We start from the raw sequence: 20,935 nt of genomic DNA on the forward strand, positions 1-20,935 counted from the left end.
GCGCGCCTCAGTTATTGTTCCGTAGGCGTTCCCTGAGCTGCTCAAGGCGCCGGCGGATTTCCTCCCGGCGCTGCTCATCGCTGGTGGCGGAAGCGGGCGCTCTCGAGGGTGAGGGGGATGCAGCCTGCTGGACGGCGGGCGAAGGCTCTGCCTGCTGGTCGGCCGTAAAGGATATGCCGCTGCGGTCTTCGGATTCCGGGAAGTAGAGGTTTTCGAGTTTGCCGGAACGTTCAATGATCACCCGGTTCGGATGTACCGAGCGCAGTGTGGCATTACCGGGCAGTTCGTCACCCACCAGGTAGGCTTCGGTTTTACTTTTGTCATCTTCGATCAGCGCGCTGCCCGGGAAATCACCATCCGCGGCCAGTACGCCCCGAAGGAACAGTCGGAGGTTGGTTTCAGGGAGATTCTCGGTATCCATTTCTACCGGCTCGCTTTCGCCGGATGCAGCTCCGAACAGATCCAGGGAGGAAAGGTCCACACTGGGTGGCTCACGACCGGCGGCCGGGTCGGAGACCAGTGGCTGCACGTTATCGTACTGTCCCTGCTGGCCTTCCATTTGCCAGAAACGGTAACCCTGCCAGGCTGTCAGAGCGACCATGGCCGCCCCTGCCACGAGCGCGAGAATCAGGGGAAACCGTTCATTGTTTAGGAGCATTGATCATCCTGAATGCAAGTTTGTGGGCCGGGAAAAAGCTCACAGGTTATCAGACTGCAACGTTTTATTGGGAGTATAGTGTATAGAGTTATTCAGCGGGTCCATATCCTGTGGTAGCCTTTCTGAATTAGTTGAATCGAAAAGGGTTTCACGAACGAGGACGACCTTGACCACAGACACTGAACTTCAGCCGCAGGATGCTCCGCTGGGCCGTCTTCCGTTTACTTTTGCCAAGCGCAACGGAGTAATCCTGACCCGTTCGGACGCCGGCGAGCCGGTTATTCTGGTGCGTCCCGGTGCGTCCCATTCTGCGCTGGCGGAAGCGAACCGTATCAGTGGCGGTCGTGCCCGTTTTGCCACCATCGATCCGGACCGGTTCGACCAGGCTCTGAATTCCGCCTATCAGAACGATTCTGCGGAAGCGATGCAGATGGTGGAAGGCATCGGCGATGACATGGACCTGGCCTCGCTCGCTGACTCCGTGCCGGAAACCGAGGATCTTCTGGAGCAGGAAGACGATGCTCCAATCATCCGTCTGATCAATGCCATTCTCACTGAAGCAGTGAAAACCAGCGCCTCGGACGTTCACATTGAAACCTATGAAAAGCGCCTTGTGGTTCGCTTCCGGGTGGATGGTGTGTTGCGTGAAGTGGTAGAGCCCAAGCGCGCACTGGCCCCGCTGCTGGTGTCCCGGATCAAGGTTATGGCGAAGCTGGATATCGCTGAGAAACGGGTGCCCCAGGATGGCCGTATTGCGCTGAGGGTCGCTGGTAGGGAAGTGGATATTCGTGTGTCGACCATGCCGTCTTCTAGCGGTGAACGCGTGGTTCTGCGTTTGCTCGACAAACAGGCAGGTGCCATACGGCTGGAATCCCTTGGCATGGCGGGGCAGGACCTGAAGGTTCTGCGCAAGCTGATTTACCGGCCTTATGGCATTTTGCTGGTCACTGGCCCGACGGGTTCCGGTAAGTCCACCACACTCTATGCTTCGCTCCAGGAAATCAACGATCGTAGCCGCAACATCCTGACTGTTGAGGACCCCATCGAGTATAACCTGCCGGGCATCGGCCAGACCCAGGTGAATACCAAGGTGGACATGACCTTTGCCCGGGGTCTTCGTGCCATTCTGCGTCAGGATCCCGACGTGGTTATGATCGGTGAGATTCGGGATCTGGAAACGGCAGAAATTGCCGTACAGGCGAGTCTGACGGGCCACCTGGTCCTCTCCACGTTGCACACCAATACCGCCGTTGGCGCGATTACCCGGCTTATGGATATGGGTATCGAGCCCTTCCTGATTTCATCAAGCCTGGTGGGCATTGTTGCCCAACGGCTGGTTCGGGTTCTGTGCAAGGAATGCCGGGAGCCGTATACACCTACAGAAGAGCACTGCGAGTTTCTGCAGCAGGATCCCGCCAACCCGCCCACCATTTACCGGGCAACCGGCTGTAGCCATTGCAACCAGCTCGGTTACCGTGGGCGTATTGGTATCTATGAGGTGGTGGAGATCTCCGAGGAAATCAGTTCTCTGATCCACAAACGTGCCGGGGAGCTGGACCTGGAAAAGGTGGCTCGCCAGCATGGCCCGAGTATTCACGCAGACGGCGTGCAGAAAATCCTGGATGGTGTGACCACGGTGGAAGAAGTACTCCGCGTTACGCACCGGGGTCAGTAAACCATGCCAGCATACGAATACAAGGCGCTCGATTCCCGAGGCAAGCAGAAACAAGGTGTCGTGGAAGCCGATGCGCCGAGAGCCGTTCGCCAGCAACTTCGGGAGCGAGGCCTCACGCCGCTGGCCGTCGAACCGGCCGCCGAGAAACAGGCCAGGAGCAATCCCCTGGGCAGCCGGGGTTCGCTGGCCGCGGCCGATCTTGCACTGGTTACACGCCAACTGGCAACCCTGATCCAGTCCGGCATTCCCATCGAGCAGGCGCTCTCGGCGGCCGCTCAGCAGTCACCGAAACCCAGAATACGCAGCATGCTGATCGCCATTCGCGCGAAAGTCATGGAAGGCTACACCCTGGCGGACAGCCTGGGTGAGTTTCCCCGGGCGTTCCCGAGGCTGTACCGGTCTACCGTTGCTGCGGGTGAGCACGCCGGCCATCTCGATCTGGTTCTGAACCGGCTGGCGGATTACACCGAAAACCGTCAGGAGGCTCGCCAGAAAATTCAGCTGGCGGCCATCTACCCCATCATTCTCAGTATCGTCGCCATTGCCATCGTCGTGTTCCTGCTGACCTACGTGGTGCCGGATATCATTGATGTGTTTCTGAAGCAGGGGCAGGAGCTGCCAACGCTGACTATGGCCATGCTTGCGGTGTCGGAATTTCTGGCGGATTACGGTGTCTATCTATTTATACTGCTGGTCGCCGCATTGATGGTGTTCCGCTTTTTCCTGACCAAGCCCGGGTTTAGACTGCGGTTTCACAAACGTCTGTTACATCTCCCCTTGTTTTCAGGGATGGTTCGTGGCGTTAACACTGCCCGATATGCCAGCACCCTCAGCATACTGACGACCAGTGGCGTGCCGCTGGTCGAGGCAATGCGCATTGCCGGTGAGGTGTTATCCAATGATTTTCTGCGGCAGGAACTGCGGGATGCAGCCAGAAAGGTCAGCGAAGGCGGCTCATTGCACCGTTCCCTCGATCAGACCGGGTATTTTCCGCCGATGATGCTGCACATGATCGCCAGCGGGGAGGCCAGTGGTGAGCTGGACAGCATGCTGGAACGAACCGCGCGCATGCAGGAAAACACCCTTCAATCAAAGATCGCTGCGATTGTGGGGCTGTTCGAGCCGATGATGCTGTTGGTGATGGGCGTGGTGGTGCTGATCATCGTGCTGGCCATCATGCTGCCGATTCTGAATATGAGTAATCTCGTGGGATGAAACCCGCGCCGGAGCGTCAGTTGACGAGCCCGGACCAAAGCAATCCATGCCAATAACGAGTGAGACAATGACGACCAAGAACCTCAATTCACGCAACCGTAACCGCGGCTTTACCCTGATTGAAATCATGGTGGTGATGGTGATCCTGGGCCTGCTGGTGGCCATCGTGGCTCCAAACATCATGGGTCGGAGTGACCAGGCCAAGGTCACCGTGGCGGAAACCCAGTTGAGCAACATTGCCAATGCGCTGGACCTTTATCGCCTGGACAACAGCCATTATCCCTCCACCCAGCAGGGTCTTGAGGCGCTGGTTTCCAAGCCAAGTGGCAGCCCGGAGCCCAAGAACTGGAATTCCGACGGTTACCTGAAGAGCGTGCCGGAGGATCCCTGGGGTTCTGAATACCAGTACGTAAGCCCGGGTACCGAAGGTCCCTACGATCTGTATTCCTATGGCTCTGACGGCCAGGAAGGTGGCGACGGCGACGCTGCGGATATCAGCGTCTGGGACACCGAGGGCTAAATCACTGTGCAGGTCAGATCCCGACAGACCGGTTTCACCCTGATTGAAATACTGGTGGTCCTGGTGGTTGTGGGTCTGCTGGCTTCGCTTGCCGTGTTTACCATGGGGGGAAGCTCCCAGCAGCGCGAACTGGAAAATGAGGTCCGGGAGCTGTACCTGCTTATGCAGACAGCCTCGGAGCAGGCGGTTCTGAATAACCTGGAGCTGGGCCTGAAGCTGGAGGAAGACGGCTACCAGTTCGTGGCTTACCAGGATCAGACTGGCGACTGGAAGGCCTCCGGTGAGCGTATGTTCCGGGCCCGGAGCCTGCCGGAGTGGCTCACTGTCACCGAGTTCATCGAAAGCGACGCGCCCAGGCTGGCATCATCCGAAGCTACCCTGTTGCCGGACGTCGTTTTTTTCTCCAGTGGCGAGACAACGCCGTTCGAGCTTGAGTTCACTATCGGAAACGGGTCAGACACGATGCACGTTCTGGCCTCGGATGGGGTGTCGCCCATGGACTGGCGCAAACCGGGCGATGAGGGGAGCAGCGGGTGAGGACGCAGAAAGGGTTTACCCTGATCGAAGTACTCATTGCCCTGCTTGTGTTCGGCCTGATTGCAACGGCTGCGGCCGAAGTTGGAAGCCAGTACATTTCCAGTTACGAACGGGTTCGGGACAAAACCCTGGCGAGCTGGTTGGCAGATAACCGAATAAACGAAATTCGACTGCAGGAAAACATTCCGGGCATCTCCGAGAACTCCAAGGATACCGACTTCGGGCCGTATCGTTGGCGGGTGACCACCGCGATTCTTGCAACCGCCGAGGCGAAGATGCGTCGTGTGGAGGTTACGGTTGCCCGTTATCGCGAGGAAGGCGCGACGCCGGAGCCGATCCATACCCTGTCGGCTTTCGTGGGGGCACAATGAGGTTCCCGTCCGCACACAGCTGCCATCCGCAACAACGTGGTTTTACCCTGCTGGAGGTTTTGATCGCGGTTACCATCACCGCCGTTATCGGGCTTGGCGTTTGGCAGGTTATCAACGGAGTGGTCAATTCCCGCGATCGGGTGAACGAACTGGCGGAACAGTTCGACGGTTTGCAGCGGTCCATGCTCCTGCTTGAGCGGGATATCATGCAGGTGGTCAACCGGCCGGCCAGGGACATTTACGGGGATTTCCAGCCAGCGCTCTCCAGCCGTGCGGACGACTTTTCCCTGTTGCTGACCCGGCAGGGCTGGCGTAACCCCCTGGGCATTCGCCGCAGTGGCCTGCAGCGTGTCGGTTGGGAATATACTGGCAGCGAACTGCGGCGCCGGTACTGGCCCATGGTGGATCAGGGCCAGGAAGATGACAGCCGCGACGTGCTGCTGCTGGAAGGCGTAAAGCGCCTGGAAATAAGGTTTCTGGATGCCAACCGGAGCTGGCAACCGCAATGGCCAACCGATGAGGTGATGGCCGGACTGACCCCGGGTAGCCGCCCTGATATTCCACTGCCGCTGGGCATGGAAGTGACTCTGGAACATGAGCGTTTTGGAACGCTGGTGCGGACGTTTGCATTACCGGATTTTGATCCGGCCGTTGCCCAGGGTGCAGTAAACCAGGCCAACCAGGCTGCCAGCGAAGCGGAAGAAGAAAGCACAGAAGAAGAGGCTACCGGAGAACAAACCGGAGAGAATACCGGTGCAACGGGGCAGGGAGGCTAGGTAGCGATGGGCCAGACCCCGAGGTTATCGAATCGTCAGCGCGGCGTTGCTCTGATCATGGTGCTGCTGGCCATGGCTCTGGTGGTCATGCTTGCTTCGGGGATGACCCAGCAGCAGAGCTTGCGAGTGTTCAAGGCGGGACATTATCTGGCTCAACAGCAGGGCCAGAGTATCGCACTTGGCGCCGAGGCGTTCGCCCGCCAGATCCTGCGCAGGGATTATGACGAGGACAAGGAAGAAAACCTGATGGTCGATAGCCTTGACGAGTTCTGGGCCGCCAATGCAGCCGTTCTGCCGCTGGATGACAATGGTGTGGCTGAGGTCCAGATTGACGACCTTGGAGGCCGGCTTAATCTGAACGACCTGGTCGGCGCCAATGGCCAGGTGGATCCCATCGTCAGAGATCGTTTCGTTCAGCTGTTTGCCGCACTGGGGATTACTGCAGTTTCCGTGGATTCGCTGGTGGACTGGATCGACCCCAACGACCAGACCGTCACGGCGTACGGCGCAGAGGATGGCCAGTATCTGATGGCTGAGCAGGGTTACCGGGCTGCCAACCAGCCGTTTACCACGGTGACCGAATTGCGCCTGATCGAAGGCATGACCGAAGAGATTTATCGGGCCCTGCGGCCCCACGTGGCGGCACTTCCTGTAAATGGTGCGGGGATCAACGTGAACACCGCGACGGCCATGGTGATCCGCTCTCTCCATGAAGAGCTGACGGACGCCCAGGCTGCGTCTATTCTTGAGAAGCGGGAAGAGGAACGGTTCGAGAACCTCCAGGACTTTCTGGCGTTATCAGAGTTCGCCGGGCTCGGGCTCAAGTCGGTTGGACTGGGGTTGCAGACCCGGTTTTTTGAAGTTGCCTCGCGGATTACCTACGATAACCGTGTCGTGAATATGGTCAGTACCGTGTTCCGGACTCCGGAAGGCGAAGTCCAGACGGTTAACAGGGATATCGGGCAGAAAAACCGAATCACCAAAGAGCCTTTCACAATTTCAGAAGGATAATCATGTCTTATCGCCTTTACGTCCGCCCAATACCGCCGTTTGCGGACGCTGACCAGGACCCCGGTGCCCAGATGTTCAACTGGGTCCTGCACGATGCCAGTGGCGATGCGCAGGCTCGCGGCGCAGGCGACAGTCGGGAAACCATCGAGCATACCCTCGGCCAGAATGCACTGGATAATGTTCTGTTGATCGGCCTTATCCCCGGCGAAGAAGCGATTTATTGTCTGGCTGATATTCCCGCGAAGCAAAGCCGCTTTATCAATCAGGCGTTGCCCTACGCTGTCGAGGAGCAGATTGCCCAGGACATTGATTCTGTTCATCTGGCGCTGGGCGCCCATACCGATCACGGCTACCGCGTAGCGGCCATTGATCGCGAACGGATGGGGCAGTGGGTGAATCTGTTCAGCGGCTGGGAGCATGTTCGCCTGGAAGCGATTTTTCCGGATGCCTCATTGTTGCCGCGCACCGAAGGCGGCTGGTCGGTCTGCCTGGATGGCGAAACGGCAATGATGGTGAGCGAACGCGGCGAGTGGCTGAGTATGCAGTCTGCGAACCTGGGAATGTTTGCTCACACGCTGGCTGCACCGTCTGCGGAGGAAGTGGTGGCTGAAATTCCGGTCACGCTTTACGGCACCGCTGAAGAATTTGATCTCCAGCAAACGGCCATCTCGGAGTTGAACGGTTCTGGTCGGCTTGCGGTTCGCAAGGAAGTTCTTGAACTCATGCCTCTGGAACTGCTGGCCTACGCCCATCACCATCATCTGTGCGAACCGGTAAACCTGTGCCAGGGCATGTTCTCGTCCAAATCGGGCAAGGCGAGTCCGCTCAAACCATGGAAACCCCTCATCGCAGTTGCCGCCGTCTGGTTCGTGGTTCAGGTGGCGTTGAATGCCGGAATGGGATTCTACTATCAGAATCAGGCAGAAAAACTGCGAAACGAGGCCATGGCAATCTATCGCGATGCGTTTCCGAATGACCGGCGTACCCATGCCGGCAACGTCCGGCGCGTGATCGAAGGCCAGTTGCGGGTTGCCGGCGCAAGTGGGCCGGAAGTGGACTTTATTACCCTGATGAAATACACCGGACAACAGTATTCCCGTTTGCCGGGCAGCCAGGGAGTGAATTTCAATTCAGTGAATTACAGCCGCTCACGGGGTGAGCTGGTCGTAGACGTGAGAGCCGATAGTTATGACCGTTTGAGCGCTCTGCGCAACGGCCTCGCGAACCAGGGGCTGGAGGCGCAGATTGGTTCGGTGGTGAACGAAACGAGCGGCGCCCGCGGCCGCCTGACGGTCTCAGGAGGTTAAGGTATGTTTTCCCGAATCAAGGATCAGCCGGCGGTCGGCAAACTCATTGCGCAATACGACCAGTTGCCCCGTCGCGACCAGCAGGCTTTGGTGGTGCTGGCCATCGCTGTGTTTCTTGGCCTTCTGTATTTTGCCGTTTGGCGACCGGCGGCCGGGTTCTACGACCAGGCGGAAGCTGCCAGAGACAATGCCGGCGAATTGCTGGCCTGGATGCAGGCAAACCAGCGGACAATTCAGCGTCTTGGCAATACAGGCGGTGCCAGCACCACGGCGTCGGCAGACAAACCTGCGGATGGCCGTGCCCTGATGGCGCTGGTGACCCGTTCCGCCGGGGAGGCGGGTCTGTCACTTCAGCGCTTTGAGCCCAGCGGTGAAGACGCCATCCGAGTCTGGCTTGAGAATGTGCCTTTTGCAGAGGTTGCCGCTTGGTTAGAGCGATTGAATGGCAACCATGGTGTCGTCATTGACCAGGCGGCCATGGACAGGGCCAGTGAGCCAGGGCGGGTTTCCGTTCGTCTCACACTAGCCATCTGATTCTGAAAACCAGATTCCGGGCCTTTTGTCCGGAACTGACGCAGGAGAGGGAAGCGATGAGTAACGGCAGCGACAACAAGAACAAATCCGAGCCAGCCATTGTTCGCCTGGACGAAACGGCGCGGAATGAAGCCAGATCCATTCTGTTTCACGCCTACCGGAACGAACCGACGTTCCAGTACCTGTTTGATCACCGGCGCCCCGGCTACGATCAGAGGGTGAGGGCGACCATAAGGGAGCTGATAGACCTTTATTTTGAGCTCGAACAGGATGCCATTGGCGTGATGGTTGACGACACGCTTGTGGCCGTTGCGTTCATCGGGGATCCCGAATTAAGGATGAACCTGGCTGATCAGATCAGCTGGCGGATTCGTATGGTGCTGACGACGGGGTTTGCCTCTACACGTCGGTATCTGGACTACCACGAGAAAATTCGCGACATGTTGCCACAACCACTGGCGCATCAGTTGCCCATGATGGGGGTTAATCCCAAATACCAGAATCGCGGCTACGGCCGTTTGCTGCTGAAAACCGTTGAAAAACTCTGTGCCGAGAACCCGCGTGGCAGCGGGTTGGTGCTCGATACGGGTAACAACCGTTATCTGCCGTTTTACGAATCCGAGGGCTTCCGGAGCCTTGGCAAGATTCAGCTCGGCGATTTTGAAGATCACGTGTTGTTCAGGGAAGTGCATCCGGAAACCAAAACGGCCACCTCCGGCCAAACCTGATTTTAAAATGTGTAACGGGAGAAGCTGTGTCTGACCAGCAGGATTTTGATCTGATCGTTATCGGAGCCGGCTCCGGCGGCGTTCGCCTCGCGCGGATGTCTGCCCAGCGGGGCGCCAGGGTGGCCGTGGTTGAATCCAGGTATCTTGGCGGAACCTGCGTAAACGTTGGCTGCGTGCCCAAGAAACTGTTTGTGTACGGCGCTCACGTTCACGATGAGCTGGAAGATGCAGCCGGCTACGGTTGGCAGGTTCCACTCGACGATGTCAGTTTCGACTGGCCGAAGCTGGTTGCCAACAAGAATGCCGAGATCGAGCGTCTGAATGGCATTTATGGCCGGTTGCTGGAAAACGCCGGTGTGACCATCATCGAAGGAACGGCGTCATTGTCAGACGCCAATACCGTGGTCGTCGGGGATACCTCCTATCGGGCCAAACACATCACGATTGCCACCGGCAGCTGGCCGGTGATTCCGGATGTGCCCGGCAAGGAATGCATTCTTACGTCCAACGAGATGTTCTACCTGCCGCAGCTGCCGAAGCAGGCCGTGGTCTGGGGCGGTGGCTACATCGCTGTGGAGTTTGCCGGCATCCTGGCCGGGTTGGGTGTTGATACAACCTTGCTGTATCGCGGTGATCTGTTCCTGCGCGGGTTTGATGTCGACATCCGACGGTTTACCGAACAGGAAATGCGGAAAAAAGGCGTAAACCTGCAGTTCGGGGTGACCATTGAATCGGTTGAGGCCGAAAACGCCCATTACCGGGTTCAACTTAACAATGGCGAAACCCTGGAGACCGGCCTGGTGATGGCGGCAACCGGTCGTCGTGCCCTGGTTGACGGTCTTGGTCTGACTGATCTTGGCGTTCAGCTCAGCGCCTCGGGTCATGTTGTCGTGGATGATCACTTCCAGACTGCCGTGCCCTCAATTACTGCGCTGGGTGATGTCATTGGAACTCCTCAGCTTACGCCGGTTGCCCTGGCACAGGGCATGGTGCTATCCAGACGTTTGTTCGGCGATGGCAAAGGTGAAATGGACTATTCGGCGATTCCAACGGCCGTATTCTGCCAGCCAAACATCGGGACGGTTGGGCTGACCGAGGAAGAGGCCCGGGAAGCGGGGCATCGACTGCGGATCTACCGTTCGGAGTTCCGCCCGATGAAATACACCCTCAGTGGTCGTGACGAACGGAGCTTGATGAAGCTGGTGGTAGACGACGAGACTGATCGAGTATTGGGTGCCCACATGGTGGGTCCGGACGCTGGTGAAATTACCCAGGGGCTGGCGGTTGCCATCAAGGCTGGTGCGACCAAGGCCCAGTTTGATTCCACCCTGGGCATTCATCCGACATCTGCCGAGGAGTTTGTCACCATGCGCGAGCCGGTGGCGTGATTCAGTGCCGGCGTCCGGTTCAGGGCGCCGGAACCCTTCTAGAGCTTGATCCAGCGGCTGAGCACTTCGCGCAGCATTTCCTTGCGAACAGGCTTGGCCAGATAGTCGTTCATGCCGCAGTCGAGACAAGTTTTTTCTGTCCCGGGCAGAACGTCTGCCGTTAGTGCAATGATCGGTGTCCCTATCTGGCCGTTGCTCTGTTCCCATTCCCGGATATAGCGGGTGGCCTCGTATCCGTCCATCACGGGCATCTGACAGTCCATCAGTATGATGTCGTAGCCCGTGTGGTTAGTGGTCACCCTGTCCAGTGCTTCCTTGCCGTTGTTGGCGGAATCGGTATGGAAACCCAACCGCTTGAGCATAGCCGTGGCAACGCGCTGGTTTACCGGGTTATCTTCCACCACCAGGGCATGGCTGGTGCCATTAATCGTTTCCCTTGGCGGTGTACCAGAGGGCTCGGGCTCGCTGGGTCGATCCGCCAACTCGAAGGGCAGCTCAAACCGGAACGAGGAACCCTTGCCCAGATCCGTTTCCACCTGAATGTGTCCGCCCATGAGTTCAACCAGCCGCTGGACCAGGGACAGGCCAAGCCCGGTGCCCCCGTATAGCCGGCTGTTTCCGCCGTCGACCTGTTCGAAGGAGTTGAAAATGTCGTGAAGGCGCTCGGTCGGAATGCCGGACCCGGAGTCGCTGACCGAGCAATTCAGAATGATGCAGTTGTCTTCCAGGGCGAAAAAGCCTGCCTGGATATTGATAAAGCCATCGCCGGTAAACTTGATGGCGTTGTCAGCCAGCCCCGCCAGAATTTGCCGCAGACGTGCGGGGTCACCGATGACAACGGGGTTGTCCGGCCAGTCGCCAAAGAACTTGAGGTTGAGGGCTAGGCCCTGTTGCTCGGCGAGGTGTCGGTAGGTGGCGGTGCAGTTGGAAATCAGTTCCCGAAGGTTAAACTCCTGGCTGTCGAGCTTCAGGGTGCCGCTGTCCATCTTCGAGTAATCGAGGATGTCCCCGATGACGGTCAACAGATCCTCGGTGGACTGGCGGGCAGTGTTGAGGTATTCGCGCTGGCGTTGGGTAAGCGGTTCTTCCTGGATCAGATCGACCATCCCAAGCACCCCGTTCAGGGGCGTACGCAACTCATGGCTCATGGTTGCCAGAAATTCGGATTTTGCCTGATTTGCCATCTCGGCCTTTTCCCGGGCACCTTCGGAGGCGGCGAGGGTCTGGTCCCGTGCTGTTTTCAGGCCGGCCAGGTGATGAGCCAGCTGGTTGAGTTGCTCTTCAATGGCAACGATCTCCTTCGAACTCTGGTGAGTATTCAGGGGACGTTCCTGGTAGTCACCATCGGTGAGTTGACCGATTCGCCCGGCGAGGTCCCGTATCGGTGCCAGAATTGCTCCAAGGAAATGATTGATGATCAGAATGCTGAACAGCAGCAGGGCCACGCCAACGGCGATCGATGTCCAGAGAATATCCTGCCGCCTTTCGGCAAGAACATCCTGACTTACGCCAACCTGAACAGTGCCAACCCTCAGAGAACCGGAACCAAAGCCATAGTCTGGCTCAAACCACTCCGCAGTGCGCTCCGAACCAAATTCCAGGGGCTGCTGGAGAATCTCGGCTTCGTAGATCTGGTAGCGCTCGGGTGTTTCACCCGGGTTGATCGGTTCGTGGGAAACGAAGCCGAGTTGGTCTCCCATAACGTCAGAAACCCGGATCCAGTCGGCTTTGCTGCGACGCAGCGACTGGGAAAGGATCTGGTCCAGTGCCAGAGTGTTGCCAGAGACAACGGCGTATTCCAGGGCAGGGGCGAGGCTGTCGGCAAGCATCTGGCTGCTGTCGGAGAGATCCCGGCGCGCATCCTCAAGGCGCACAGACGTGAAGAACACCATCAGCACGATAAACATGACTATGGCTGGCAGAGCTCCGAGGAGCAGCAGCTTTCGGGACATGGGGCGCTGTTGTCTGTGGCTGTTATTCATCAGACGCCTCCCCATTAATCGCTAATTGTCGATCCACCCGTGTGGCAATATCCTCACGGCTCGGCAAGGGAATGTTCAGAGAACGTGCAACCTGGGCATTGACCTCGACCCGAAACTCTTCCGGATACGAGGGTTCCGGATATGCACCAGTTTCGAAAAAGGTCGATAAAAAGCTGCCAGCCATCTCAACCATTTCAGGGAACGGAGCGTAACTGGAGGCCAGGGAGCCTGCCTTGACATAAGCCTGAGTGGGGCCGATGACGATCTGGTTACGGCGGTAGGCGGTCAGCAGAATATGTTTGATGGTTCTGGGGTTGTATATGGCACTGTCTGGGGCGGCCAACAGAAAATCTCCATAACCCAGGGCCCGAACCAGAGTTGGAATCAGTTTATCGTTGCTTTCGACCAGAAAAATTCTGGCGGACATGCCATAGGCCGGCAGCTCATCAATCAGCGGTTCGTAGAGTTCCACCGAGTCTGCGGTTGCCAGCAGGGCTATCTTGTTGGCCTGGGGCAGGATGGCTTTCCCTGTCAGGGCCTGGCGGATCAGGGGTACGTTGTACAGCACCCCGGTGATCTGGCCCGGAGACCGCTCTGCAAACCCCGAGATAAAGGACTTGTCCACCAGCATGGCCAATATGGGTGCCGAGCGGTTTGCCTGACGGACCCGGGAGAAGGCGGCGGGCCCCACGCTGATGATCGGCCCGGAATCAAGGGTGGCCAGCTGATCATCAGTAATTTCTATCAGGGATGTTGCTGGAGCCAGCTCTCCTCTCAGCAGCTGAATCAGGTGTTGGTCGAGAGGGGCATTGCCCGAACCCGCAAAGTAAACCACTCTTCCTTGCGATTCCTGGCCTTGCGATTCCTGGGCGCCGGAAAACACGGAAAAAACGGTCAGCAGCAGAATGCACAGGGTCTTGGGGAAAAGACTCCGGATTCCACATATGGACCGTTTTTGATCTGCCTTGCCTGTACTTCGCTCCATACCGTCCAGGGCTCACGCTTTCCTTGTTAAATTCAGAAACGAATCCCAGCTTCAACAAAAAACTGGTTCTGATCCTCAATCCGGTTGTCAGGGCTGATCCATGGCTTGGGGTTAAGGTAATGCTGGATCGTCAGTGCCAGCATATAACTGTAGTTGGTTCTGTCCACCCGACGTGCGAGCCTGAAATCGGCCCGCTCGAACCGGGTATTGCGCACTTCATTGGTCCAGTACATGGCCGCTGAGGTCATGAAGCCCATTGGCAGATCCTGGATCCAGGCAAAACTACCGGAGTCACGGGCGGAGAGACGGCCCATAAGATCTACGGCACGTTCCTGCTTGTCGACCGGAAGCGCGGCCGGGTCGCCAGTGTATCTGCCTTCCTGCTCAAGATACGCGTAGGTAGCCCGGAGCTTGGTTCCGGAAAACTCCAGCGAGGTTTCCAGCTCGACGCCTTCCTGCTCAAGATCAACGTTGTTGGCGATATACCATTCTTCTTCGTTGATGACGCCACTGATCATGTCATGGAAATCGTCGTTGAAGTAGCGCACTTCCACCGAGAGCAGGGCACTTTCCAGATGGAACTGGCCAAAGTAGCTGATCTCCCGGGAGGTGATCCACTCCTCTTCCAACTCCTGCCCGTAAGTGGACGTAGTCGGGTCCAGGATGTCTTCCACTTTGATTCTCTGGCCATCCAGTGCTTCAAAGGGTGGCTGAACGTTGGTCGGTGTATAGGACCAGTCCGGATTCTGCTCGAAGGCATCCGGTGTGCGGACCGCCCGGGAAAAGACAAACCGCAGCGCGTGGTTGTTGTTCAGGATAAAATTTGCCGCGGCTCTGGGGGAAAAATAGTCTTCATCGGTGGTCGTGGTCCGCTCCCAGTTGCCGCCTGCGTTGAAGGTCAGCCACCGAAAGGGCGAGTACTCAGCGTTGGCGAATACCCGGGATTGGTAATTGTCCCCTTTACCGTTAAAGAAGGTTTCGGAATTGAACGAGTCCTTGCGATAGCCCACACCGGAGACCAGCTTGAACTGGTCACTGAAAATAATGGTGTCCTGGAATTCAATTTCCTGCCGGGTTTCTTCCAGGTCTTCGTTCAGGTCAGCGATGAACGGACCCTGATCCTCGGGGAAGGGTGGGAACCCTGTCGGCAGCAGGGCATTGATCTCCGCTGCAGGCGCGGAAACGGTCCACCGCTGCCTCTGTCGCTGATTCTGATAGCTCGCCTGGATATGGTAGAAGTGGTCGGGCGAGGTCGCTCCGTCGAACCGGACATGGAGGTAGTAGTCATCCATGATAATGTCCGGGTTTGTGGTGGCGCCCAGCTTTCCGGACTTCTCGAGATCTTCTTCATTTACGCCATCCAGAACGCCTGCTCGCACGTCAACCGAATGCTGGCGGTCAATTCGGAATACGCTGTCGAAATTGAAGTTGTTGATGTCGTGGCCATCGTGAAAGGGGATCTCCTGGCCGCCATCAATCTGACTATCAAAGCCGTTGGATTTGCGCTTCTCGTACGACAACCGCCAACTTTTGTCGGCATCGGTATCGCCCACGGAGGTAAACGTGCGAAGGTGACCACGGGACCCAACCGAGGTGTAGGCTTCCACCCCCGCCGTGTCTTGCGGTGAGCGGGTAATGATATTGATGCTTCCAAGAAACGCGTTGATGCCATAGGCGGCGGAATTTGGGCCCCGGCTCACTTCAATACGTTCGATATTTTCCAGTGCCACCGGCATGCCCAGCCAATCTACGTCTGCGAGGCTGATTCTGTAGGCGGTTCGCCCGTCAATCTGAACCTGCAGGCGGCGTTGCTCGTATTGGGAAGTACCGCGATAGGTTGCCACCGGGTTGGTACTTCCCCAGTGGCCAACCACCATGCCCGGAACCAGCCGGAATGCCTCTACGAGGTTCATGATGCCGAGGTCACGGATCATGTCGCCGGTGATGATCGTGGTGGTGCCGGGAACCCTGAGTTTTGACTGGCGCAATCGTGTCGTAGTCAGTACTTCGGGGATTTCGCTTTGTTCGCCTTCGAGGGCAAGCAAGCCGGGCATGAAATCAGGTGTGTCAGTTTGGCCGAGCGCGGTAGCCGGAAGCAGGGCGGACAGGGCAAGGCTGATGCCGAAGCAGGTTGCCAGAGGGCGGCGGTCACCCATTCCTGCCGTTTTTGTCGATTGATGCATGGTTGACGTTCTATAATCTGCCGAGAAAAAAGGATAAAGCGGTTTTATTATGATTAGGTCCTATCGTAAGGGACTACAGACAGTTTGTCTCTCTGAAATGTAATAAATCTAGGCCCGGGAGTTGCAGCTTTATGAATTGTTGGGAAATCCTTGGAATTGAGCCGACCGGCGATCGCCGGAAGATCCAGGATGCGTATGAGCAACAGCTCAAGTTTGCTTCGGAAGACGAGGCAAAGAGCCTGGAAGCGGCTTTCCGGGAGGCAGTCGGGGACGATCCGGGCCCGGTAAAGCAGGCTTCTGACACGGTTCAGACTGAACCGCATCGCGAGGTGCAGGACGAGGAGCCTGATCGTCCGCTGGATGCCAACGAGGGCCAGGTGGTTCGTGAGGTGGTTATCCAGATCAAGGCCTTGCTCAATGACTCCTCAAGAAGCAAGAACCCGGGCATCTGGAAAGCCATTCTGGACGAGCCGCCCGCCGATCAGCCGCGGTTGCGACGCGAGATTGGTCGCCAGTTGGAGCCCCAGATACGGCCGATGGCGGAAAACGGTACCTTTCCGGCGCCGGTGGCCCAGTTTCTCGGTGAGTGGTTCGACTGGTTCACTGTGGAGCAGGCGCCTGAGGCGGCCGACGATCGGAATTACCCGGAACCCGATATGGCTGAAGAGCAGGGCGAACAGCCACCGCAAATGGTCAATTTCTGGCCGGCGGTGATTGGCTGGATTGTAGGGCTGGCGATTCTTGCCACACTCTTTGGCGGAATGGGTGGCGGTTGATTTCGCCGCCCGGATCAACCCGTTTTCTCTGCATTCGCCCTTTCAATTTTATCCCGGTACTTCTGGGCCAGGAAGGCTCCGACGATAACCTGTATCTGGTTGTAGCACATGATCGGTAACACGATCATGCCGAAGCCCGGGTGCCCTGAGAACAGGACCTTGGCCATGGGCAGACCAGACGCCAGGCTCTTTTTGGAGCCGCAGAACACCACCGCGGCTTCATCCTCCAGGCTGAACCCGAATCGCCGTACCAGGAACCTGGCAAACACCATGAATAGCAGCAGCAAGCCCAGGCACAGCGCAATGGCGAAAAGGATGGCCTGCAGGGGCAGATTCTCCCAGAGTCCGCTCTCTACCGAATGTGAAAAAGCGGAGTAGACGATCAGCCAGATCACGCACTGATCGTATCGGGCCATCAGTGTTTCGTTTCTGCCAAGAAATCCGCCGAGCCATGGTCGGAGCGCATGCCCAACCGCAAAAGGCAGCAGCAGTTGCAGAACGATGTCTTTCAGGGCTTCCGCTACGGAGAAATCCCCACCGCCGGACGTGCTTACCAACAGCAACAGCAGGAATGGCGTCAGCATCATGCCAAAGACATTGGAGGCGGCTGCGCTGCAGATTGCCGCCGGAACATTGCCCCGCGCCATCGCGGTATAGGCGATGGAAGAGGACACCGCCGACGGCAGGACGCCCAGGTAAAGAAACCCCAAACCAAGATCTTTCGGCATCCAGGATGGTGCGATATTGCTGAGGCCGTTAATCGGCAGCACCGCAAGTGGAAAAAATACGAAGGTGAGCGAAGTGATCAGAATGTGCAGCCGCCAGTGGGTGGCACCGGCAATAATCTGGTCCCGGGACAGCGCTGCGCCATGGAAAAAGAAGAGCAGGGCGACGGCGACCGTTCCGGCGGTGGCCAGTGCCTCGCCTGCCTGGCCAGTTGCAGGCAGAAAGGTGGCTAATACGATGGCGCCCAGGAGCAGCAGGGTAAAGGTGTCGATCCGGAACTTCATGAATCAGGACTCCCGACGCTTCAAGGCCTGGAGGCTGGGTTTCAAAAGCGCCCTTGCCAGGGATTCTGCCTTGCCCTCATCCTGACGCCGGACCGCCGCGAGCAGGAGTTCATGGTCTTCCTGGGAGGGTTCCGGCAGGTCTGCGTCGGTTTCGGTCTGCTCGATGGTCTGGCTGACAGCGTGGGAAAAGTAGTCGTAGAGCTCGATCAGCGCTGAGTTATGAGAAGCGGCAACCAGGGCATGATGGAAGGCTTCGTCGTGCCGGATGCGAGCCTGCAGGTCCTCTCCCGCTTTGGCGCGAGCATCGAGGGCTGTGGTCATGTGCCGGAGATCCTGTTCTGTCCGCCGGTGCCCTGCCAGCTTGGCGGCCTCCGTTTCCAGCATGATCCTGACCTCCAGCTGCTCCGCCAGCTGGGTGCGGGCAATTCTCCGCAGTGTCTCCCCGGCGTCCCGTGTCGCTCGTACGTATGTGCCATCCCCCTGGCGGGTTTCCAGCATCCCCACGTGTACCAGCACCCGAACCGCCTCACGAACCGTGTTGCGGCTTACTCCGAGGGATTCGGAAAGTTCTGATTCGACGGGCAGGCGATCGCCAACGGACCAATCCCCCTTCTCGATAGCATTTCTGAGGCTTTCTATGGCGGTCTCCACCAGAGACCCTTTGCGGATACGTTCCAGCATGGTGTTTATCATCCTTCAAACCGATTACCCAAGCATCCTATGAATAGCTGCGAGCTTCAAGAGGTAACTCCAGCAGGCCACTCGCCTCTATGCCTGGCCGGGGTACAGAAACTGGTAATCGGCGGTGTCCACCCGCCGGGTGGCAAACCGGTATGTGAAGGTGAATCCCGGCCAGTTGATGGTATTACGGCCATTGGCATCCAGGTACCAGGAGGTGCAGCCGGAACTCCAGACCGTGTCTTCCAGGCCTTCCTGCACCACATGAGTAAAGCGGTCCTGGCGATCCTGGCGCACATCCATGGCCGAGCCCGGGTATTTCTCGAGCGCTTCCAGGCACTCGAGCACATATCGGAACTGGGATTCGAGCATGTAAAGGATGGAGTTGTGAGCCAGATTGGTGTTCGGCCCATAGAGCATGAACAGGTTCGGGAAGCCGCTGACAGTAATGCCTTTGAAGGCGCCGGCGCCGTTCTGCCAGGCCTCGTTCAGGGTCTTTCCGCCCCGGCCTGTTATCCGGATGGGTGACAGGAACTCCGAGGCCCGAAAACCAGTGCCGCAGATAATTGCGTCCACTTCATGGTGGTGTCCTTCGTGCGTAATGACGCCGGACTCGTCAATGTGGTCAATAGGGTCGGTAATAAGATTCACGTTCGGCCGGTTGATGGCCGGATACCAGTCGTTGGAAATCAGAATCCGTTTGCAGCCGATCTTGTAGTCTGGAATGATCTTTTTCAGCTTGGCGGGATCTGTGACCTGTTTTCTGGCCTCCCGCTTTGCCATGTTCGCGTAATACTCGAGAAGGCCACTGAATTTGGTGAAAGCGAGGGCGCGACTCTCGTTTTTCCAATAAATGAGGTATCGATAAAGGCGATCCCAGGCCGGCACTTTCTGGAACAGCGTCTGCTCCCAGCGCTTGAAAGGCCGATCCGGCTTGGGCAGGACCCAGGCCGCCGAGCGCTGAAACAGGTCCAACTGCTTTACCTTCGATGCAATCTCCGGAACAAACTGAATGGCACTCGCGCCAGTTCCAATGACCGCCACTCGTTTATCGGAGAGGTCGTAATCATGATCCCAGCGGGCTGAATGGAACATCTTGCCCTGGAAAAGGTCCAGGCCCTTCAGGTTTGGCCAGGCAGGTTGATTGAGCTGTCCGGTGGCGGTGATGAGTACGTTGGCGGTCAGCTGCTCACCGTTTGCGAGAGTCACCGACCATTGATTTGTTTCGTCGTCAAACGCGGCTTCCTGCACCTCGGAGTTAAACCGGATGTGACTGCCCAGGCGATATTTCTGAACGCAGTGCTCCATATACCCGAGTATTTCGGGCTGCAATCCGAATTTCCGCGACCAGTTGTGCTTGGGTTCGAAGGAGTATGAATAAAAGTGGGATTGCACATCGCAGGCGGCACCGGGGTAGGTATTATCACGCCAGGTACCTCCAACCCGGTCGGCTTTTTCCAGCAGGGTCAGGTTATTGAATCCGGCCAGTTTCAGTTTGATGGCCATGCCCAGACCACCAAAACCGCTACCGATAATCAGAATGGACGGGTGTTCTCGCAGGCTGGCTTGGCTCATGATCATATGTCCGGCGTTATTATTGTGGTCTTTCCGCTTCAGTATACGGATGTAAGTCAGCCTTATGGATGACATTTTTCGCCACTCGGGCTAGTCAGAATGACCAATCGGCGTCCGGGTCAGGTAATTGTCCTGAGTCTGGGATAGCAGTTCCCTGAGTGCCGGCGTCTCGAACTGGCGCCGGATACTGATGGCGTAGAACTCCTCGAAGACGCCTGGCAGGGCGCCGTAGTCTGCAAGGGTTCCGCTCTTCATTTCGTCGCGCACGACCACCGGAGGCATGATGGCGAAATGACCGGTATCCCGGGTGAGAAGTCGCATCATCGCCATATCATCCACCTCGGCGGCGATGTTGGGACGCAGCCTGTGATACTCGCACAACTGGTCGAAGGCCTGGCGTATGTTGTTGTCCGGGCCCGGCACAATCAGGCTTCGGCCACGCAGTACGTCGACAAAATCGCCCTGAACGTCTATTCCCCGCGGCCCGATGATGCTGACCGGCTGCTTGGCAATCAGCCGTGACCGCCAGGGATTCTGTTCATCTCCCTGTACCGCCTGGTTTGCGAGGATCAAGTCCAGTCGATGCGCCGAGAGCCGTCTTAGCAGCTCATCCATGTGGCTACTTTGCAGGCTCAACTCAAGGTCTTCGCGGTTCAGCAGCGGCTGAAGAAAGCCTTCCTGGAAGTTACGGGAGAGGGTGGCCACCGCCCCGATCCGGAGTATCTCGCGGTTTGGTTGAGCGCCGGAGGCGAACAATGCCGTCAGTTCCTCACCCTGGCGGAAGATCTCCTCGGCGTAGGAGAATGCCATTCTCCCGGCTTCAGACAGCTTGAGGCGCCGCCCCTCGCGAATGAAGAGGTCGTGTCCCAGGCTGTCTTCCAGCTTGCGTATCTGACCCGACAGCGCCGACTGGGAAATATGCAGCGAGTCAGCTGCCCGCGTCAGGTGACCGGTTCGCGCGACCTTCCAGAAGTAGTAAAGGTGATGGTAATTCAGCTTCATGTGATTTCGTTCTCTAAAAACGAA

At 57.6% G+C, this 20,935-nt stretch carries 20 protein-coding genes; 12 read left to right on the top strand and 8 right to left on the bottom strand.

Annotation, left to right across the window (positions count from 1 at the left end; genetic code table 11):
- Positions 1–7: 7 nt before the first annotated feature.
- On the bottom strand, positions 8–658 hold the full coding sequence (locus ACGK9W_RS05860) for a type II secretion system protein N (protein WP_053115297.1): 651 nt from the start codon (positions 656–658) through the stop codon (positions 8–10).
- Between the two features lie 166 nt (positions 659–824).
- Here ACGK9W_RS05860 and gspE point away from each other — a divergent pair, with 166 nt between their 5' ends.
- From gspE to gorA, 11 genes are all read left to right on the top strand, one after another.
- Entirely contained in the window at positions 825–2,333 is a 1,509-nt protein-coding gene (gspE, locus tag ACGK9W_RS05865) for a type II secretion system ATPase GspE (RefSeq protein WP_053115298.1), read from the top strand.
- 3 nt (positions 2,334–2,336) lie between these two features.
- Entirely contained in the window at positions 2,337–3,548 is a 1,212-nt protein-coding gene (gene gspF, locus ACGK9W_RS05870) for a type II secretion system inner membrane protein GspF (protein WP_008171191.1), read from the top strand.
- A gap of 67 nt (positions 3,549–3,615) precedes the next feature.
- Entirely contained in the window at positions 3,616–4,068 is a 453-nt protein-coding gene (gene gspG, locus ACGK9W_RS05875; protein WP_008171190.1) for a type II secretion system major pseudopilin GspG, read from the top strand.
- A gap of 6 nt (positions 4,069–4,074) precedes the next feature.
- The gene (gene gspH / locus ACGK9W_RS05880; RefSeq protein ID WP_053115299.1) at positions 4,075–4,605 is read left to right on the top strand and encodes a type II secretion system minor pseudopilin GspH; all 531 of its coding nucleotides are present in this window, start codon (positions 4,075–4,077) and stop codon (positions 4,603–4,605) included.
- Positions 4,602–4,976, top strand: a complete 375-nt coding sequence (gspI, locus tag ACGK9W_RS05885) for a type II secretion system minor pseudopilin GspI (RefSeq protein WP_008171187.1) — start codon at positions 4,602–4,604, stop codon at positions 4,974–4,976. The genes gspH and gspI overlap by 4 nt, the downstream gene beginning before the upstream one ends.
- On the top strand, positions 4,973–5,752 hold the full coding sequence (gene gspJ, locus ACGK9W_RS05890; RefSeq protein ID WP_008171186.1) for a type II secretion system minor pseudopilin GspJ: 780 nt from the start codon (positions 4,973–4,975) through the stop codon (positions 5,750–5,752). The genes gspI and gspJ overlap by 4 nt, the downstream gene beginning before the upstream one ends.
- 6 nt (positions 5,753–5,758) lie before the next feature.
- On the top strand, positions 5,759–6,763 hold the full coding sequence (gene gspK / locus ACGK9W_RS05895; protein ID WP_405419658.1) for a type II secretion system minor pseudopilin GspK: 1,005 nt from the start codon (positions 5,759–5,761) through the stop codon (positions 6,761–6,763).
- A gap of 2 nt (positions 6,764–6,765) precedes the next feature.
- On the top strand, positions 6,766–8,070 hold the full coding sequence (gene gspL, locus ACGK9W_RS05900; RefSeq protein ID WP_405419661.1) for a type II secretion system protein GspL: 1,305 nt from the start codon (positions 6,766–6,768) through the stop codon (positions 8,068–8,070).
- Positions 8,071–8,073: 3 nt separating this feature from the next.
- A complete protein-coding gene (gene gspM / locus ACGK9W_RS05905) occupies positions 8,074–8,604 on the top strand; it encodes a type II secretion system protein GspM (RefSeq protein ID WP_008171183.1) in 531 nt (176 codons plus the stop codon).
- Between the two features lie 56 nt (positions 8,605–8,660).
- Entirely contained in the window at positions 8,661–9,332 is a 672-nt protein-coding gene (locus tag ACGK9W_RS05910) for a GNAT family N-acetyltransferase (protein ID WP_008171182.1), read from the top strand.
- 26 nt (positions 9,333–9,358) lie between these two features.
- Positions 9,359–10,720, top strand: coding sequence for a glutathione-disulfide reductase (gorA, locus tag ACGK9W_RS05915; RefSeq protein ID WP_104271022.1), 1,362 nt, complete (start codon positions 9,359–9,361; stop codon positions 10,718–10,720).
- 38 nt (positions 10,721–10,758) lie between these two features.
- On the opposite strand, the gene ACGK9W_RS05920 is transcribed toward gorA, so the two are convergent.
- Genes ACGK9W_RS05920 through ACGK9W_RS05930 form a run of 3 tightly spaced genes read right to left on the bottom strand, consistent with a single transcriptional unit; the run spans position 10,759 to position 15,870 of the window.
- Positions 10,759–12,702 carry an ATP-binding protein gene (locus ACGK9W_RS05920; RefSeq protein ID WP_273082285.1) on the bottom strand — a complete coding sequence of 648 codons (1,944 nt, stop codon included), beginning with the start codon at positions 12,700–12,702 and terminating at the stop codon, positions 10,759–10,761.
- A complete protein-coding gene (locus tag ACGK9W_RS05925; protein WP_405419667.1) occupies positions 12,695–13,687 on the bottom strand; it encodes an ABC transporter substrate-binding protein in 993 nt (330 codons plus the stop codon). The genes ACGK9W_RS05920 and ACGK9W_RS05925 overlap by 8 nt, the downstream gene beginning before the upstream one ends.
- Positions 13,688–13,719: 32 nt before the next feature.
- Positions 13,720–15,870, bottom strand: a complete 2,151-nt coding sequence (locus ACGK9W_RS05930) for a TonB-dependent siderophore receptor (protein WP_039881866.1) — start codon at positions 15,868–15,870, stop codon at positions 13,720–13,722.
- A 131-nt stretch (positions 15,871–16,001) separates the two neighbouring features.
- On the opposite strand from ACGK9W_RS05930, the gene ACGK9W_RS05935 reads away from it, so the two are divergent.
- Entirely contained in the window at positions 16,002–16,646 is a 645-nt protein-coding gene (locus ACGK9W_RS05935) for a J domain-containing protein (RefSeq protein WP_405419670.1), read from the top strand.
- Positions 16,647–16,660: 14 nt separating this feature from the next.
- Here the strand turns inward: ACGK9W_RS05935 and ACGK9W_RS05940 are convergent, their stop codons facing one another.
- The 4 genes from ACGK9W_RS05940 to ACGK9W_RS05955 all read right to left on the bottom strand — a co-directional run bounded on the left by ACGK9W_RS05940 (position 16,661) and on the right by ACGK9W_RS05955 (position 20,911).
- Complete coding sequence (locus ACGK9W_RS05940; RefSeq protein WP_053115301.1) at positions 16,661–17,656, bottom strand: bile acid:sodium symporter family protein; 996 nt, start codon at positions 17,654–17,656, stop codon at positions 16,661–16,663.
- Positions 17,657–17,659: 3 nt separating this feature from the next.
- On the bottom strand, positions 17,660–18,337 hold the full coding sequence (locus ACGK9W_RS05945; RefSeq protein WP_405419674.1) for a FadR/GntR family transcriptional regulator: 678 nt from the start codon (positions 18,335–18,337) through the stop codon (positions 17,660–17,662).
- A gap of 87 nt (positions 18,338–18,424) precedes the next feature.
- Positions 18,425–19,915 (bottom strand): flavin-containing monooxygenase, encoded by a 1,491-nt coding sequence (locus ACGK9W_RS05950; protein WP_405420973.1) that lies wholly within the window; start codon positions 19,913–19,915, stop codon positions 18,425–18,427.
- 84 nt (positions 19,916–19,999) lie between these two features.
- On the bottom strand, positions 20,000–20,911 hold the full coding sequence (locus ACGK9W_RS05955; RefSeq protein WP_014577006.1) for a LysR family transcriptional regulator: 912 nt from the start codon (positions 20,909–20,911) through the stop codon (positions 20,000–20,002).
- Positions 20,912–20,935 lie beyond the last annotated feature (24 nt).

The organism is Marinobacter flavimaris (assembly GCF_045057155.1).
Lineage (GTDB): Bacteria > Pseudomonadota > Gammaproteobacteria > Pseudomonadales > Oleiphilaceae > Marinobacter > Marinobacter manganoxydans.